The sequence below is a fragment of the Paraburkholderia caballeronis genome (assembly GCF_900104845.1).
Lineage (GTDB): Bacteria > Pseudomonadota > Gammaproteobacteria > Burkholderiales > Burkholderiaceae > Paraburkholderia > Paraburkholderia caballeronis.
In genome coordinates, this window is the sequence record NZ_FNSR01000001.1 from 441,349 (window position 1) to 456,474 (window position 15,126).

The following is a 15,126-nucleotide window of genomic DNA, read 5'->3' on the forward strand; positions in this document are numbered from 1 at the left end:
CCAGACGCGCGCGCCGCGGCCCCGCGACGGCGGGCCGGTTGCGGCGGCGTCAGGGCGTCGTCAGCGGTCATCGTTCACCCACGTCTTCACGACCGTCGCGATGATCTTCGGATCCTGGTGCGCGAGCTGGCGGATGTAGTCGAGATTGCGCTGATAGCGCATCTTCTCGTTTTCGAGCGCGAGCAGCGCCTCGTCGTCGGCGTTCGCGGCCCTGTCGGCGGCGGTCGGCAGCCCGTCGAGCAGCAGCGGCTCGTCCGGACCCTGCACCGCCTCGACGACCGGCTCCGGCGGCGGGAACGCGCGGCGGATCGCCGGCTTCACCATCACGAAATACAGGAACAGCGCGACCGCTCCGATGCCGACCCACGTCGCGACCTGCTTCGCGAGCGCGACGATGTCCGGCTGGCGCCACCACGGCAGGTTTGCGTTCGGATCGACTTCCGTCATGAACGCGGCGTTCACCACGTTCACCGAGTCGCCGCGCTTCGCGTCGTAGCCCATCGCGTCCTTCACCAGCTGCTCCACCTGCGCGAGCTTGTCGGCGGTGAGCGGCTTCATCGTTGCGTGGCCCTTCGCGTCGACCTGCGGCTGATAGTTGACGACGACCGCGACCGACAGGCGCTTGATGTCGCCCGGCGACTGCTGGTAGTGGCGGACCGTCTTGTCGAGTTCGTAGTTGGTCGTCGAATCGCGGCGGTCGCTGACCGGCGTTCCGCCCGGCTGGCCCGGCGCGCCGTTGCCGGCGACCACCGGAGCCGACGCGGGCTGCGGCGGCTGGTTCGACAGCGCGCCCGGCACGCCCGACGCGCCGCCCTGCGACAGTTCCGTCGCCGTGCTCGACTGCTGGCTGCGGATCGCCGCCTGCTGCGGATTGCCGTTCGGGCCGTAGCTTTCGGCGGTCTGTTCGAGCTTCGAGAAATCCACGTCGGCGCTGACCTGCGAGCGCGCGTTGCCGCCGCCGAACAGCGGCGCCAGGATCGAGTCGATCCGCGCCTGGGTGTCGTGCTCGATCTGGCGCACGTACTTGAGCTGCGACGCGTCGAGGCCGGCGCCGGTCGACGACTGCGTGAGCAGGTTGCCGTCCTGGTCGACGATCGTCACGTTGCGCACCGGCAGGTCCGGCACCGCCGACGAGACCATGTGCGTGATCGCCGAAACCTGGCCCTCGTCGAGCGCGCGGCCCGGGTACAGGTTCACCATCACCGACGCGGACGGCGCTTCGCGCTCGCGCACGAACACGGACGGCTTCGGAATCGCGAGGTGCACGCGCGCGGACCGCACGGTGCCGATCGATTCGATCGTCTGCTGAAGCTCGCCTTCGAGCGCGCGCTGGTAGTTGATCTGCTCGGCGAACTGGCTGATGCCGAATTTCTGGTTGTCCATCAGCTCGAAGCCGACCGAGCCGTTCTTCGGCAGGCCCTGCGACGCGAGCCGCAGCCGCATTTCGTTCACTTCCTCGGACGGCACGAGGATCGCGCCGCCGCCGTCGGACAGCCGGTACGGCACGTTCGCCGCCTGCAGCGCGGTGATGATCGCGCCGCCGTCGCGGTCGGACAGATTGCTGTACAGCACCTTGTAGTCGGGCGCGCGCGACCACAGCACGAGGCCGGCGATCACCGCGATCAGCGCTGCGACCGCGATGATCAGCGGCGCGCGCGGGTTGCCGCGCATCTGGCGCAGCGCCGGCAGCGAGCCGAACCGTTGAGCGAAACCGCCGCTGCCGTCGAAATCCTCCGCCGCGCCGGGCGAGGCGGCGCCCGCGGCGTTGGCGCCGGCGGGCAGCCCCGCGCGTGCGTCGGGGGTAATCAAAGAATTGGCAGACGAATCCATGCGTCGGGTTTCTCCGGGAGGCCTTGCTGACCCTGCCGCCGGACCGCGCGGCGCGCCTTCGGCGGCGTCCTTGCCCGCGCATCGTTCGCCGCACCGTCATGGCGGGGGCGAAAAGCGCGGCGCGCGGGCGGCTGCCGGGTTCGGGCGCTGCTTGCGTCGGCGCGGCTCGCGCGGCTTCGGGGCCGGCGCGGCGCGTGAACGGCAGAGACTTTCACGCCAGCGATTATCCGGACCGCCATGCAACCCGATTGTCCGAATAGAGCCGGGTTTTCCCCCTACTTTGGGCGCTCCCGCGCAGGGGCCGCTGCTATCCTGCATCCACTCTCGGCGTACTGTCCGGGCGGACGGCGTATGGCCGGCCGCAGCGAGTCGTCCGGGACCTTTTTTCCCCTCGTGGAGCAATCATGACGATCCCAGTATCCCCGCTCGCTTCCGCCCTGGCGCAGATGCAGGCAATGTCGGCGCAGGCGGCCGGCAGCGCGGCCGAGGCCAGCGAGACGTCCGGCGCGGCGACGGCCGGCGGATTCGCGGCGGCGCTCAAGGCGTCGATCGACAAGATCAGCGACGACCAGAAAAGCGCGGTCAACGAATCGCAGGCGTTCGAACTGGGCGCGTCGAACGTTTCGCTGAACGACGTGATGGTCGACATGCAGAAGGCCAACATCGGCTTCCAGTTCGGCCTCCAGGTTCGCAACAAGCTGGTGTCCGCGTACACGGACCTGATGCAGACGGCGGTTTGACGTTTCTCGTAAGACGTTTCGCTCCGGCACGCTAAAGCTTCTTCCGACAATTCCGATAACCAGGATACGCCATGCGTGCGTCGCCGGCATCGACAGATGCGGTGCACACGTGTAACAACAGACGCCCGTATCGAGGAGGAGCGCCGATGTTTTCCCCTGCACACTCTGGAGCCAACGCGTATGCCCGCGTGGGCGTGGAAACTGGGGTGATGAGCGCGAGTCCGCATCGGCTGATCGCGATGCTGTACCAGGGCGCGCGCACCGCAGTGGCGCGCGCGCGGATGCATCAGCAGGGCGGCAACGTCGCCGGGCGCGGCGAGGCGATCGGCAAGGCGATCCGGATCATCCAGAGCGGCCTCCAGCAGTCGCTGAACCTGGAAGTCGGCGGCGAGATCGCCGCGCGCCTGAATTCCCTGTACGACTACATGGCGCGACGCCTGCTGGAAGCCAACATTCAACAGAGCGAGCCGATGTTGATCGAAGTGGACGGCCTGCTTGCAACGCTCGAAGAAGCGTGGCTCGGCATCGGTCCGACGGTCGAGCAGGCAGCGCAGCAACCGGGTGCTCCGGCGGGCGGGTTGGCGACGAGATGAACCCGACTGCGGAGTATTTCGCTCGCTACGAGGCGATCGTGGCGATTTCCGGACGCATGCTGTCCGCGGCGCGCAAATCGCTTTGGGCCGATCTGATCGGACTCGAAGAAGAATATCGCCAGCTCGTGGACGGGCTGAAGGAAGCGGAAGTCGGCATCCGGCTTTCCGCGGCGGAACGGGCGCGCAAATACGACCTGATCCGCCGGATCCTCGCGGACGACGCGGCGATTCGCGATCTTGCGAGCCCGCGGATGGCGCGGCTGTCCGCGCTGTTCTCCGGCTCGTCGCAGTCGGCGCGGGTATTGCAGCAACTGTACGGCGCGCGTTGAGCGCGCCTTTTCACATCGACAAGAGCAACGGACGACGCGTCACCGGCTGACGGCGAGGCGGATTCGGGGAGCGCATGAACGGAATCGACACGAGCGCCGCCGCGCTGCTGGCGAGCCGGCTGGATGCGTTGCTGCCGGTCGGCGCGCATGGCAGCGCGGGGCCGATGCAGGCGGGCGTGTCCGCGCTCGCGGGCGGCGCCGCGCAACTGCCGGACGCGCAGTATCCCGGCGCGCCGCAGCCGTCCACGCAGACGGTGCTGTCGGCCGTTGCGCTCGCACTCGATGCGATCGTGCGCTCCGGCGGCGACGCGACGTCGGCCGTGGTCGGCACCGCGCCGGTGTGGGCGAATCCCGAAACGGACGCGGTGCAGGCCGCCGCGCAGGCGGTGGCCAACGTGCTCGACGCGATGGCCGACGCGCTGTCCGCGACGAATCCCGGCGCGCTGCTCGCCGCCGATGCGGACGCCGCCGCTGGCGGCGAAGCCGCGCACGGTGCGGGGGCCGGCGCGAACGGAGCCGGCGGCGCGAACGGTGCGGCGGGTGGCAATGCCGCGACCCAGACGACCGCCGCGCAGGCCGCGGCCGCGCACAACGGCGGCCCGGTGGCGGCGCTTGCCGCCGCGCTGCAACGGACGGTGTCCAGCAGCGGTCTTTTCTACGAATCCCATATCGCGCAGTGGCTCGCGGGCCAGCGTTCGCCGGCGGAACTCGCGGCCGAGCCGCAGAACCGCCTGATCGCGGCCGCCGCCGCGCAACTGCCGCCCGACTGGAGCACCAACGCCGGTGCGGCCGACGACGTGCTGTGGTCCGATCCGCACGCGGCCGACCTGCCGGCGCAGCCCGGCGGCCCGCACGCGGACCCGACGCGCGGCGTGCCGGACCGGATGGCCAGCGCGATGCAGGCGGCGCAGTTCGACGACAGTCTGCTCGACGGCCCGGTGCAGCATGCGCTGGTGCCGCGCTCCGCGCTCGGCGGCGCAACCGGCGACGCGGTGCTGCCGTCCGCGAACCCGCAGGGGCAGGCGGTGGCCGTGCATCCGGCGGTGATTCCGCTGCTGCGCCAGCAGCTCGACCTGCTCGCGACCGGCGAATTCCGCTGGACCGGCGAGGCGTGGCCCGGCGTGCGGCTCGACTGGTCGATCCGCCAGGAAGGCGACGACCCGCGCCGCAGCCGCGGCGCGATCGATCCCGACGACATGCCGTGGCGCACGCGGCTCACGCTGTCGCTGCCGTCGCTCGGCATCGTCGATGCGGACCTGACGCTCGTCGGCGCGACGCTCTCGGTGCGCGTGCAGGCGAACTCCGACGGCGCCGCGCGGCTCTCCGCGCACGGCGACGCGCTGCGCAGCCGGATGGCGGCGGCCGGCATCGAACTGGGCGGCCTGTCGATCCGCGAGGTCGGCGGCGCGACGCACGGCGGCTCGACGGCGGACGCGGCGCGCGCCGCGCACGCGTATGCGCAGGCGGCCTCCGCGCCGGAGCCGGAAGCGCCGCCCGCGCCGATCTCGCCGATCGCCGCCGACGCATTCGACTGGGAGCGCCGATGAGCGGATCGCCGTCGCGCCGGAGCGCCGCCGCGCTCGTGTACGACACGCCGGCTGGCGATACCGCGCCGCGCGTCGTCGCGAAGGGTTACGGGCTCGTCGCGGACATGATCGTGCAGCGCGCGAAGGAAGCCGGCCTGTACGTGCACGAGGCGCCGGAGATGGTGTCGATGCTGATGCAGGTCGATCTCGACTCGCGGATTCCGCCGCGTCTTTATCAGGCGGTCGCGGAACTGCTCGCGTGGCTGCACCGGCTGGAGACGGCCGGTCCCGACGGCGACGCGCCCCAGGCGCCGCCGCCCCCGAGGCCGCCGGTCAAAACTTCATCATCGCGCTGACGAGCGCATCGAACAGCCGGCCGTACGGCGGCGCGACCAGGTTGCGCGCATTGAAGCGCGACTGGACGAACACCGGCTTCATCTGCGAGAACGTGACGAAGCCGTCGTAGCCGTGGTACGCGCCCATCCCGCTCGCGCCGACGCCGCCGAACGGCAGCCCCTCGCATGCGACGTGCATCAGCGTTTCGTTGATCGCCATCCCGCCGGCGACCGTCTCGCGCGTCACGCGCTCCACCGTCGCGGAATCGTCCGCGTACAGGTACAGCGCCAGCGGACGCGGGCGCGCGTTTACGTAGCGCAGCGCGTCGTCGAGCGTGTCGTACGGCACGAGCGGTAACAGCGGCCCGAAAATTTCCTCCTGCATCAGCGCGACGTGCGCGGGCGCGTTCGTCACGAGCGTCGGCGCGAAGCGGCGCGCGGCCGCGTCGCTGTCCGCGAGCGGATGCAGCTGCGCGCCCGCGTCGCGCGCCTCGTCCGCGAGCCGCACCAGCCGCGCGTAGTGGCGCTCGGACACGATCGACGTGTAGTCGCGGTTATGCGCGAAGTCCGGATACAACTGCGCGACGCGCCGGCGCGCGCGGGCGATGAACGCGTTCTCGCTGCCGCGCGGCAGCAGCACGTAGTCGGGCGCGATGCAGGTCTGTCCGGCGTTCAGCGTTTTGCCGGCGATCAGGCTGTCCACGGCGTAGTCGAAACGCGCGCGCCCGCCGACGATCGCCGGCGACTTGCCGCCGAGTTCTAGCGTGACCGGCGTCAGGTTCGCGGCGGCCGCCAGCATCACGTCGCGGCCGACGCGCGTCGAGCCGGTGAACAGCAGGTGATCGAACGGCAGCGCGGCGAACGCCGCGCCGACCGACGCGTCGCCGTTGACGACCGCGACGTGATCGCGCGCGAACGCGCCGCCGATCAGGGCTTCGAGCAGCGCGGACGTGCGCGGCGTCAGTTCGGACACCTTGAGCATCGCGCGGTTGCCGGCCGCGAGCGCGCCGACGAGCGGGCCGGCCGCGAGCAGCAGCGGATAGTTCCACGGCGACACGATCCCGACGACGCCGAGCGGCTGCGGCACGACCTTCGCGCGCGCTGGCCGCAGCCACTTGCCGGTGCGGCGGCGCTGCGGCTTCATCCAGCGGCGGCCGTGCGCGAGCGCGGCGTCGATCTCCTGCTTCAGCAGCACGAATTCCGCGAGCATCACCTCGGCTTTCGCGCGCTGGCCGAAGTCCGTGTTTATCGCGTTGGCGAGCGCGTCGCGGTTTTCGAGCAGCAGTTCGTTCAACGTGCGGAGGTGGCGCGCGCGCGTTTCCCACGGCGGGTAGGGCTCGCGCTGGCAGGCGTCGCGTTGTGCGGCGAGCAGCGCGTCCAGTGTGCCGGACGGCGCGGCGGGGGCTTCCTGCTTCATGGTGGGTGCTTCCGTGTTCGTGGCGCGTGGGTTGCGGTGGCCGGCGCGGGCGTCATGCGACGAACGCGCTGTCGGTGATCGTCGCGCGGTCGAACATCGAGGGCTGGGTGCGCCGGGGCTTTCCGCTTCGTGGGGCTGACATTCCTTGCTGCCTGCGTGCGGGTTGCGGCAATCGGCGCGGGCGTCATGCGGGGAACGCGCGTTCGACGATCGCCGCGTGGTCGAACGTCGAAGGCAGCGCGCCCGCGACGCGGCCGCAATCGCCGCCACAGTCGCCAGCCGCGCCGAGCCGCGTCGCGACGAACGCATCGGCGACGTCGGCGGGACCGTCGTGCACGAGCAGCACCGCCTGCGCGATCAGCGCGATCTGTTGCGCGATGCGCCGCGCGGACGCCTCGCGGGTGCCCGGCGCGCCGTTCAGCGTCGCGGACAGCCGGTCGAGCGCCGCCGCCAACGCCGGATGCCCGCTCGCGTCGCGCCGCCACGCGAGGAACAGCGCCTGCGCGGCATCCGCCTCGCGCTCCAGGGCGCGCAGCACGTCGAGACACATCACGTTGCCCGAGCCTTCCCAGATCGAATTCACCGGCGCCTCGCGATAGAAGCGCGCCATCGGCCCCTCCTCGACGTAGCCGTTGCCGCCCCACACCTCCATCGCCTCGCCGGCGAACGCAAGCGCGCGCTTGCAAACCCAGAACTTCGCGGCCGGCGTCACGATGCGCCGCCACGCGCGCGCTTCCGGCGCGTTCGCATGGCTCTCCTCGAACGCGCGCGCGAGCTGCATGAACAGCACGGTCGCCGCTTCGGATTCGAGCGCGAGATCCGCAAGCACGTTCTGCATCAGCGGCTGCGCGATCAGCGGACGGCCGAACGCGCTGCGGTGCCGCGCATGATGGATCGCCTGCACGAGCGCCGCGCGCATCAGCGCGGCGCTGCCGATCACGCAGTCGAGCCGCGTGTGGTTCGCCATCTCGATGATCGTCGGCACGCCGCGCCCTTCGTCGCCGATCATCACGCCGTACGCGTCGAAGAACTCGACCTCGCTGCTCGCGTTCGAGCGGTTGCCGAGCTTGTCCTTCAGCCGCTGCACGTGGATCGCGTTCTTCGCGCCGTCCGGCGCGAAGCGCGGCACGAAGAAACACGACAGTCCGTCGTGGTCGCCGGTGCGCGCGAGCACCAGATGCGCGTCGCACTGCGGCGCGGAGAAGAACCACTTGTGGCCGGTCAGCCGGTACGCGGCGCCGCGGCCGGCGCCCGCGTCGAGCGGCTGCGCGTCGGTGCGGTTGCTGCGCACGTCGGAGCCGCCTTGCTTCTCGGTCATCCCCATGCCGATCATCATCGACGTCTTCTGCGGATACGGCAGGTCGCGCGGATCGTGGTCGCGCGAATAGAGCCGCTCGCGCAGCGTGGCGAACAGCGCGGGCTCGCGTTGCAGCACCGGGATGCTCGCGAACGTCATCGTCGTCGGGCACAGCGAGCCGGATTCCAGTTGCGCGTGCAGGAAGTAGCCGGCGCAGCGCGCGGCCATCGCGCCGTCGCGCGGGTCGGAGAACGGCAGCGCGTGCAGCCCCTGCGCGCGCAGCAGCGCGAGCAGCCGATGCCACGCCGGATGGAATTCGAGCGCGTCGATCCGCTCGCCGCGCGGGCTGTGCGTGAAGAGTTCCGGCGCGTGGCGGTTCGCGAGGTCCGCGAGCGCGAGCGTGTCGGGCGTCGTCAGCGCGGCGCCGTCGCGCGCGAGCGCTTCGCGATGCCAGCCGGCGCCCGCGCGCCCGACCGCCGCGACGAGCGCCGCGTCCGACGCGAACAGGTTGTAGTCCGCGAGCGGCGGGACCTGGTTCGTGACCTCATGGGTGGTGCCGGGGCGATGCGGTTGCATCTGTCGTCTCCTTGGGCCGGGGCGCGCGGCCGCTTTTTGCGGCGTTCGCGGCGTTCGCGATGGGCTTCCGGCTCGTTCGTCGCGGGTTCGGCTTGGGTTCGTCCGCGCTGGTCCGTGTGCAGGTCGGGTCCGTCGCGCAGCGGCGGCTCGTCCACTGATTGCTTGCCGACGATCCGCCGCGTTGGCGCGGTTCGCCGCTGCCGCCCGATTCGCGGCGTCGCCGCTTCGGTCGGCGGGGCGGCATCTCATCGCACCGCGGCTCGGCCACGCAGCGTCCCCCATGATAGGGGCGCATCGGCGGCGCGCGGTGCGAGGACCTTAGAGGAATCGTCCTGGCCGGCGGCCGCCGGTTGCGGCGCGGCGCTTTCTACAATGAGCCGCGGTCAGCATACCGCGAACGAACGACGATCACGCGGCACGGCGGCGACGCACGTGCGGCCGGAGGAGACGATGCAATACGACTACATCATCGTGGGAGGCGGCTCGGGCGGCGCATCGCTCGCGGCGCGCCTCGCCGAACGCTGCCCGGACGCGACCGTCGCGCTCGTCGAAGCGGGGCCGCACACCGCGCGCAGCGCGCTGGTCGAGATGCCGGCCGGCGTCGCCGCGCTGGTGCCGTGGCGCTCGCGGCACAACTACGGCTACGAGACGACGCCGCAGCCCGGCCTCGCGGGCCGCCGCGGCTACCAGCCGCGCGGGCGCGGCTTCGGCGGATCGAGCGCGATCAACGCGATGATCTACACGCGCGGCCATCCGCTCGACTACGACGACTGGGCGCGGCTCGGCTGCGACGGCTGGGGATGGGGCGACGTGCTGCCGTATTTCCTGCGCGCGGAGGGCAACGCACGCGGCGCGAGCGCGTGGCACGGCGCGGACGGCCCGCTGTCGGTGGGCGACGTGCGTTCGCCGAATCCGTTTTCCGCGCGCTTCGTCGACGCCGCGGTCGAGGCCGGCTTCACGCTCAACGACGACTTCAACGGGCCGCGCCAGGAGGGTGTCGGTTTCTATCAGGTGACGCAGCGCGACGGCCGGCGATGCAGCGTCGCGCGCGCGTACCTGTACGGCCGCGAACGGCCGAACCTGCACCTGATCGCGGACGCGACCGTGCTGCGCGTGACGTTCGACGGCCGCCGCGCGAACGGCGTGCAGGTCGCGCGCGGCGGCCAGATCGACACGCTCGGCGCGCGCGCCGAAGTCGTGCTGGCGGCTGGCGCGTTCAACTCGCCGCAACTGCTGATGTGCTCGGGGATCGGCCCGGCCGCGCAACTGCATGCGCTCGGCGTGGCGGTGCTGCGCGAGGCGCCGGACGTCGGCCGCCATCTGGCCGATCACATCGACTTCACGTTCAACCGGAAGGTCCGTTCCAGCGAGCCGATCGGCTATTCGCTGCGCGGCTTCGCGAAGGCGGCGCCGGCGCTCGCGCGTTATCTGCGCGACGGGCGCGGGATGCTGACCAGCAACGTCGCGGAGGCGGGCGGTTTCGTGAAGAGCCGCGCGGACCTCGACCGGGCGGACCTGCAACTGCATTTCTGCTGCGCGCTGGTCGACGATCACAGCCGGCGGCTGCACTGGGGACACGGTTATTCGCTGCACGTGTGCGTGCTGCGTCCGGCGAGTCGCGGCACGGTGACGCTCGCGAGCGCGGACGCGCGCACCGCGCCGCTGATCGATCCGCGTTTTCTGTCCGACCCGCGCGATCTCGACCTGCTGGCCGAAGGCGCGCGGATCGCGCGGCGGATTCTCGACGCGCCGCCGCTCGCGCGCTTCGGTGGCCGCGAGCTTTACACGCATCCCGCGCAGACCGACGCCGAATTGCGCGACACGATCGTGCGGCGCGCGGACACGATCTATCACCCGATGGGCACCTGCCGGATGGGCGCGGACGACGCGGCGGTCGTCGATCCGCAGTTGCGCGTGCGCGGCGTCGCGGGGCTGCGGATCGCGGATGCGTCGGTGATGCCGCTGCCGGTCGGCGGCAATACGAACGCGCCGACGGTGATGATCGGGGAGCGCGCGGCCGATCTGGTCGCGAATGCGTGGCGGGCGCGGCGCGAGGCCGAGGTCGCGGGGGCGGCGATGGGGGCGGCCGGATGACCGGCGTGTCTGTCCGCGATTGGCGCGAGCCGCCGGCCGCTCCGGAAATCCGCTGGCGCTCACGCGGGCCGAGACGGCCATCGCCGCGCCCCCGGACTCATCCGGCCCGCCAGCCCCGCCGCGTCACTTCATCTGCGGCCCCAGCACCTGCGCGAGCATGAAGTCGTCGAGGTTCTCCGCCGGCTTTCCGTACACCGTGCGCGCGACGTCGAGCCACGCGCGCGCCGCGTGCGACAGATAGCTGTTGCGCCGCCAGCCGATCCCCATGTCCCACGTGATCGGCGGCGCGCCGACCGGCAGGCACGTGAAGCGCGCCGCGTCGAGCCGCCGGCAGTACGGCGCGGGCAAGAGCGCGATCCCGACGCCGGCCAGCACCAGCGCCGCCATGAAGTCCCAGTGGCCGCTGCGGCCGACGATCGTCGGCGCGAATCCGGCGTCGCGGCACGCGTTCATCACGACGTCGTTCAGCGCGAGGCTCTCGCCGTAGAACACGAACGGCTCGGCCGCGAGATCCGCGAGCGGCACGTCGGCCGCGCCGTCCCAGCGCGAGCCCTTGCGCGCGACGAGCCACAGCAGTTCGCGCGAGACCGGCAGCATGTCGATCTGCGCGGGGTCCACCGGCTGCAGCACGCCGCCGAGTTCCAGTTCGCCGGAGATCAGCGCCGCCTCGATGGTGCGCGAACCCTGCTCGAACAGCTTCAGCTCGATCTTCGGATAACGCTGCCGGAACGCGGCGATCGCCGGCGTGAACAGCGAGCCGCCCATCGGCGGAATGCCGATCGTCAACTGGCCGTGGCCGAGCGTGCCGAGGTCGTCCAGTTCGGCCTGCAACTGCGCCTGCGCGGCGAGCACGTCCTGGCCGCGCTGATAGACGATGCGGCCGGCGTCGGTCAGCACCATCTGGCGGCCGTCGCGCAGCAGCAGCGGCGAGCCGATCTCGTCTTCGAGCGCCTTCACCATCTTGCTGATCGTCGGCTGCGTGACGAACATCCGCTCGGCCGCGACGGTGAAGCTCTGCTGCCGGACCACCTCGACGAAGTAGCGAAGCGCGCGCAATTCCACGATGCAGCTCCCGATTCCAGATTGGAATAAAAATGATGATTCTAAGTCATTATATTTATGTTGCACCGCACCCTATACTCGTTTTCATTATTCGTCAGCCAGGGTTTGCCATGACTCGTTCCGCCAGTTCGTCGCCGGTGTCGCGTCCGTTGAGCGGAGTCGCGCGCGTGGGCCGCATCGCGGCGCAGTCGGCGCTGCTCGCCGGCGTGTGGCTTGCCGCCGATTTCGTCGTGCGCGCGCTCGGGCTGCCGGTTCCGGGCGGCGTCGTGGGTCTCGTCGCGCTGCTGGCGCTGCTGTTCTGCGGCGGCGTCGCGCCGCGCTGGGTGAAGGCCGGCGCGGACTGGCTGCTGTCCGACATGCTGCTGTTCTTCATCCCGGCCGCCGTTGCGGCGGTGCAGTACGGCGGGCTGTTCCGCTCGGACGGCTGGCGGCTCGCGCTCGTCGTCGCGGGCGGCACGCTGATGGTGATGGTCGCCGTCGCGGTCGCGGTCGATCTGGCCGCGCGGCTCGAACGCCATCTCGCGCTGCGCCGCGTGCGGGTCTGACGGTTCCGGCCGACGTCGCCGTTTCGTTTCGCCGGCTCGTTTCAAGTCGTGTTTCACGGCCGCGCTTCACGGCCGCGCTTCACGGCCCTATTTCACAGTCCCGTTCCGTCGCGGATGACGCCGTCATGAGTTCGTTCTACGCCACGCTGTTCGCCGACGACGCGTCGCGCCTGATCGCCGCCGGCTGTTTCGTGCTGACCATCGCGCTGTATTTCGCGTCGAAGAAGCTGTACGCGCGCTACCGGTCGCCATGGCTCACGCCGCTCCTCGCGGTGCCGGCGGTGCTCGCGGTGCTCGTGCTCGCGCTGCATATCCCGTATCCGGTCTACTTCCAGGACACCCGCTGGCTGATGTGGCTGCTCGGGCCGGCGACCGTCGCGTTCGCGGTGCCGATTCACGAGTATCGCGACCTGCTGAAGCGTCACTGGATCTCGCTCGCGGTCGGCGTGACGGTCGGCATCGTCGTCGCGGTCGGCGGCTCGCTCGCGCTCGCGAAACTGCTGCACCTGTCGCCGGACCTGCAACGCAGCCTGATGACCCGCTCGGTGTCGACGCCGTTCGCGCTCGCCGTGTCGGACAAGATCCACGCGCCGCGCGAGTTGACCGCGCTGTTCGTGATCGCGACCGGCGTCTGCGGGATGCTGTTCGGCGAACTGGTGCTCGCGCTCGTGCCGCTGCGCACGCGACTCGCGCGCGGCGCGCTGTTCGGCGCGGCCGCGCACGGCGTCGGCACCGCGAAGGCGCGCGAACTCGGCAGCGAGGAGGGCGTCGTCGCGAGCCTGACGATGATGATCGCGGGCGTCGTGATGGTGCTGCTCGCGCCGGCGCTCGGCGGGTTGCCGATCTGAAAACCGCGGTTCGCGCGGCGCGCCCGCGGTTGCCGGCGCGGCGCGCTCATGCCGGGGGTGGACGATCGAACCCGGCTGGAACTTCAGGGTCTTGCGCGGTCGCGACGGCAGACTGAAGCCAGCGCCGCTTATCGCTCACCGCGACATCCGGCGAACCCTTCCACGCATTCCCCGCCGCGTCATCAATCACGCCTCGAAACCCCGCCAAGCGCCGCACCGCGCGTTATCCCGATTTGCTACAATCACGCCTCGTCTCCGAGGAGCGTTGCGACAGGCCATCAGCGCCTGCCAGGCTCGGGACGATCAATCCGGTACTCGCGCGTCACGGGAAGCAACCGCGCCGCGAGCCACCGCATCGAAACGGCGCTCACGTCTATTTCTAGTCACTTTTAGAAAGGAGGGCGTGATGAACGCCGCAGTCCAGGATTCCAACGTTGCCAACGATTTCGTCGTCGCCGATCTGGCGCTTGCCGGCTGGGGCCGCAAGGAACTCGACATCGCCGAAACCGAAATGCCCGGTCTCGTGCAGATCCGCGAGGAATACAAGGCGCAGCAGCCGCTGAAAGGCGCGCGCATCGCCGGCTCGCTGCACATGACGATTCAGACCGGCGTGCTGATCGAGACGCTGAAGGCGCTCGGCGCGGACGTCCGCTGGGCGTCGTGCAACATCTTCTCGACCCAGGACCACGCCGCCGCCGCGATCGCGCAGGGCGGCACGCCGGTGTTCGCGTTCAAGGGCGAATCGCTCGACGAATACTGGGAATACACGCACCGCATCTTCGAATGGCCGAACGGCGAATTCGCGAACATGATCCTCGACGACGGCGGCGACGCAACGCTGCTGCTGATCCTCGGCTCGAAGGCGGAGAAGGACCGCTCGGTGATCGCGAAGCCGACGAACGAGGAAGAAGTCGCGCTGTACAAGGCGATCGCGAAGCACCTCGACGTCGATGCGACGTGGTACTCGACGCGCCTCGCGCAGATCCAGGGCGTCACCGAGGAAACGACGACCGGCGTGCACCGCCTGTACCAGATGGAGAAGGAAGGCCGTCTGCCGTTCCCGGCGATCAACGTGAACGACTCGGTCACGAAGTCGAAGTTCGACAACCTGTACGGCTGCCGCGAGTCGCTCGTCGACGGCATCAAGCGCGCGACCGACGTGATGATCGCGGGCAAGATCGCGGTCGTCGCGGGTTACGGCGACGTGGGCAAGGGCTGCGCGCAGTCGCTGCGCGGCCTCGGCGCGACCGTGTGGGTCACTGAAATCGATCCGATCTGCGCGCTGCAGGCGGCGATGGAAGGCTACCGCGTCGTCACGATGGAATACGCGGCCGACAAGGCCGACATCTTCGTCACGGCGACCGGCAACTACCACGTGATCGGCCATGACCACATGAAGGCGATGCGCCACAACGCGATCGTCTGCAACATCGGCCACTTCGACTCGGAAATCGATGTCGCGTCGACCCGCCAGTACCAGTGGGACAACATCAAGCCGCAGGTCGACCACATCATCTTCCCGGACGGCAAGCGCGTGATCCTGCTGGCCGAAGGCCGCCTCGTGAACCTCGGCTGCGCGACCGGCCACCCGTCGTTCGTGATGTCGAACTCGTTCACGAACCAGACGCTCGCGCAGATCGAACTGTTCACGCGCGGCGACCAGTACGAGAGCAAGGTGTACGTGCTGCCGAAGCATCTGGACGAGAAGGTCGCGCGCCTGCACCTCGCGCGCATCGGCGCGAACCTGACCGTGCTGTCGGACGACCAGGCCGGCTACATCGGCGTGGACAAGAACGGCCCGTTCAAGCCGAACCACTACCGCTACTAAGCGGACCGCGCGGCGCGCCGCATGCAGTTCGTGCAGGCGGCGCGCCGCGCGCCGGTTCGCGAAGCGCCGCGCCGCCGCTACGGCGGTTGCCGTAGCGCGGGCTTCG

13 protein-coding genes and 1 riboswitch are annotated in these 15,126 nt (G+C 70.5%); of the genes, 9 read left to right on the top strand and 4 right to left on the bottom strand.

The genetic code is table 11. The features are described from left to right. Positions 1-60 precede the first annotated feature (60 nt). On the bottom strand, positions 61-1,830 hold the full coding sequence (gene fliF / locus BLV92_RS01900) for a flagellar basal-body MS-ring/collar protein FliF (protein WP_090541763.1): 1,770 nt from the start codon (positions 1,828-1,830) through the stop codon (positions 61-63). A 404-nt stretch (positions 1,831-2,234) separates the two neighbouring features. Between fliF and fliE the strand changes: the two genes are divergently transcribed. The 5 genes from fliE (at position 2,235) to BLV92_RS01925 (ending at position 5,374) form a co-directional block, all read left to right on the top strand. Continuing rightward, entirely contained in the window at positions 2,235-2,570 is a 336-nt protein-coding gene (fliE, locus tag BLV92_RS01905; RefSeq protein ID WP_090541765.1) for a flagellar hook-basal body complex protein FliE, read from the top strand. A 146-nt stretch (positions 2,571-2,716) separates the two neighbouring features. After that, positions 2,717-3,163 carry a flagellar export chaperone FliS gene (gene fliS / locus BLV92_RS01910; protein ID WP_090541767.1) on the top strand — a complete coding sequence of 149 codons (447 nt, stop codon included), beginning with the start codon at positions 2,717-2,719 and terminating at the stop codon, positions 3,161-3,163. Beyond that, complete coding sequence (locus BLV92_RS01915; protein ID WP_090541769.1) at positions 3,160-3,492, top strand: flagellar protein FliT; 333 nt, start codon at positions 3,160-3,162, stop codon at positions 3,490-3,492. Before fliS ends, BLV92_RS01915 begins: the two co-directional genes overlap by 4 nt. Before the next feature lie 74 nt (positions 3,493-3,566). After that, positions 3,567-5,039, top strand: coding sequence for a flagellar hook-length control protein FliK (fliK, locus tag BLV92_RS01920; RefSeq protein WP_090541771.1), 1,473 nt, complete (start codon positions 3,567-3,569; stop codon positions 5,037-5,039). Further along, positions 5,036-5,374 carry an EscU/YscU/HrcU family type III secretion system export apparatus switch protein gene (locus BLV92_RS01925; protein WP_090541773.1) on the top strand — a complete coding sequence of 113 codons (339 nt, stop codon included), beginning with the start codon at positions 5,036-5,038 and terminating at the stop codon, positions 5,372-5,374. Before fliK ends, BLV92_RS01925 begins: the two co-directional genes overlap by 4 nt. Here BLV92_RS01925 and BLV92_RS01930 read toward each other — a convergent pair. Both BLV92_RS01930 and BLV92_RS01935 read right to left on the bottom strand, forming a co-directional pair. Beyond that, positions 5,352-6,770 carry a coniferyl aldehyde dehydrogenase gene (locus BLV92_RS01930; RefSeq protein WP_090541775.1) on the bottom strand — a complete coding sequence of 473 codons (1,419 nt, stop codon included), beginning with the start codon at positions 6,768-6,770 and terminating at the stop codon, positions 5,352-5,354. The two genes, BLV92_RS01925 and BLV92_RS01930, sit on opposite strands and share 23 nt — an antisense overlap. Before the next feature lie 184 nt (positions 6,771-6,954). Further along, on the bottom strand, positions 6,955-8,643 hold the full coding sequence (locus tag BLV92_RS01935; protein WP_090541777.1) for an isovaleryl-CoA dehydrogenase: 1,689 nt from the start codon (positions 8,641-8,643) through the stop codon (positions 6,955-6,957). Between the two features lie 450 nt (positions 8,644-9,093). Here BLV92_RS01935 and BLV92_RS01940 point away from each other — a divergent pair, with 450 nt between their 5' ends. Further along, positions 9,094-10,737 carry a GMC family oxidoreductase gene (locus BLV92_RS01940; protein WP_090546756.1) on the top strand — a complete coding sequence of 548 codons (1,644 nt, stop codon included), beginning with the start codon at positions 9,094-9,096 and terminating at the stop codon, positions 10,735-10,737. Between the two features lie 123 nt (positions 10,738-10,860). Here BLV92_RS01940 and BLV92_RS01945 read toward each other — a convergent pair whose 3' ends face one another. After that, complete coding sequence (locus tag BLV92_RS01945) at positions 10,861-11,799, bottom strand: LysR family transcriptional regulator (RefSeq protein ID WP_090541779.1); 939 nt, start codon at positions 11,797-11,799, stop codon at positions 10,861-10,863. 110 nt (positions 11,800-11,909) lie between these two features. Here BLV92_RS01945 and BLV92_RS01950 point away from each other — a divergent pair, with 110 nt between their 5' ends. The 3 genes from BLV92_RS01950 (at position 11,910) to ahcY (ending at position 15,020) form a co-directional block, all read left to right on the top strand. Beyond that, positions 11,910-12,344, top strand: coding sequence for a CidA/LrgA family protein (locus tag BLV92_RS01950; RefSeq protein WP_090541781.1), 435 nt, complete (start codon positions 11,910-11,912; stop codon positions 12,342-12,344). A gap of 125 nt (positions 12,345-12,469) precedes the next feature. Further along, positions 12,470-13,192, top strand: a complete 723-nt coding sequence (locus BLV92_RS01955; RefSeq protein WP_090541783.1) for an LrgB family protein — start codon at positions 12,470-12,472, stop codon at positions 13,190-13,192. A gap of 250 nt (positions 13,193-13,442) precedes the next feature. Then, positions 13,443-13,568: riboswitch (S-adenosyl-L-homocysteine riboswitch) on the top strand. A 30-nt stretch (positions 13,569-13,598) separates the two neighbouring features. Continuing rightward, positions 13,599-15,020: an adenosylhomocysteinase gene (gene ahcY, locus BLV92_RS01960; protein ID WP_090541785.1), complete on the top strand. Its 1,422-nt coding sequence runs from the start codon at positions 13,599-13,601 to the stop codon at positions 15,018-15,020. Positions 15,021-15,126: the final 106 nt, after the last annotated feature.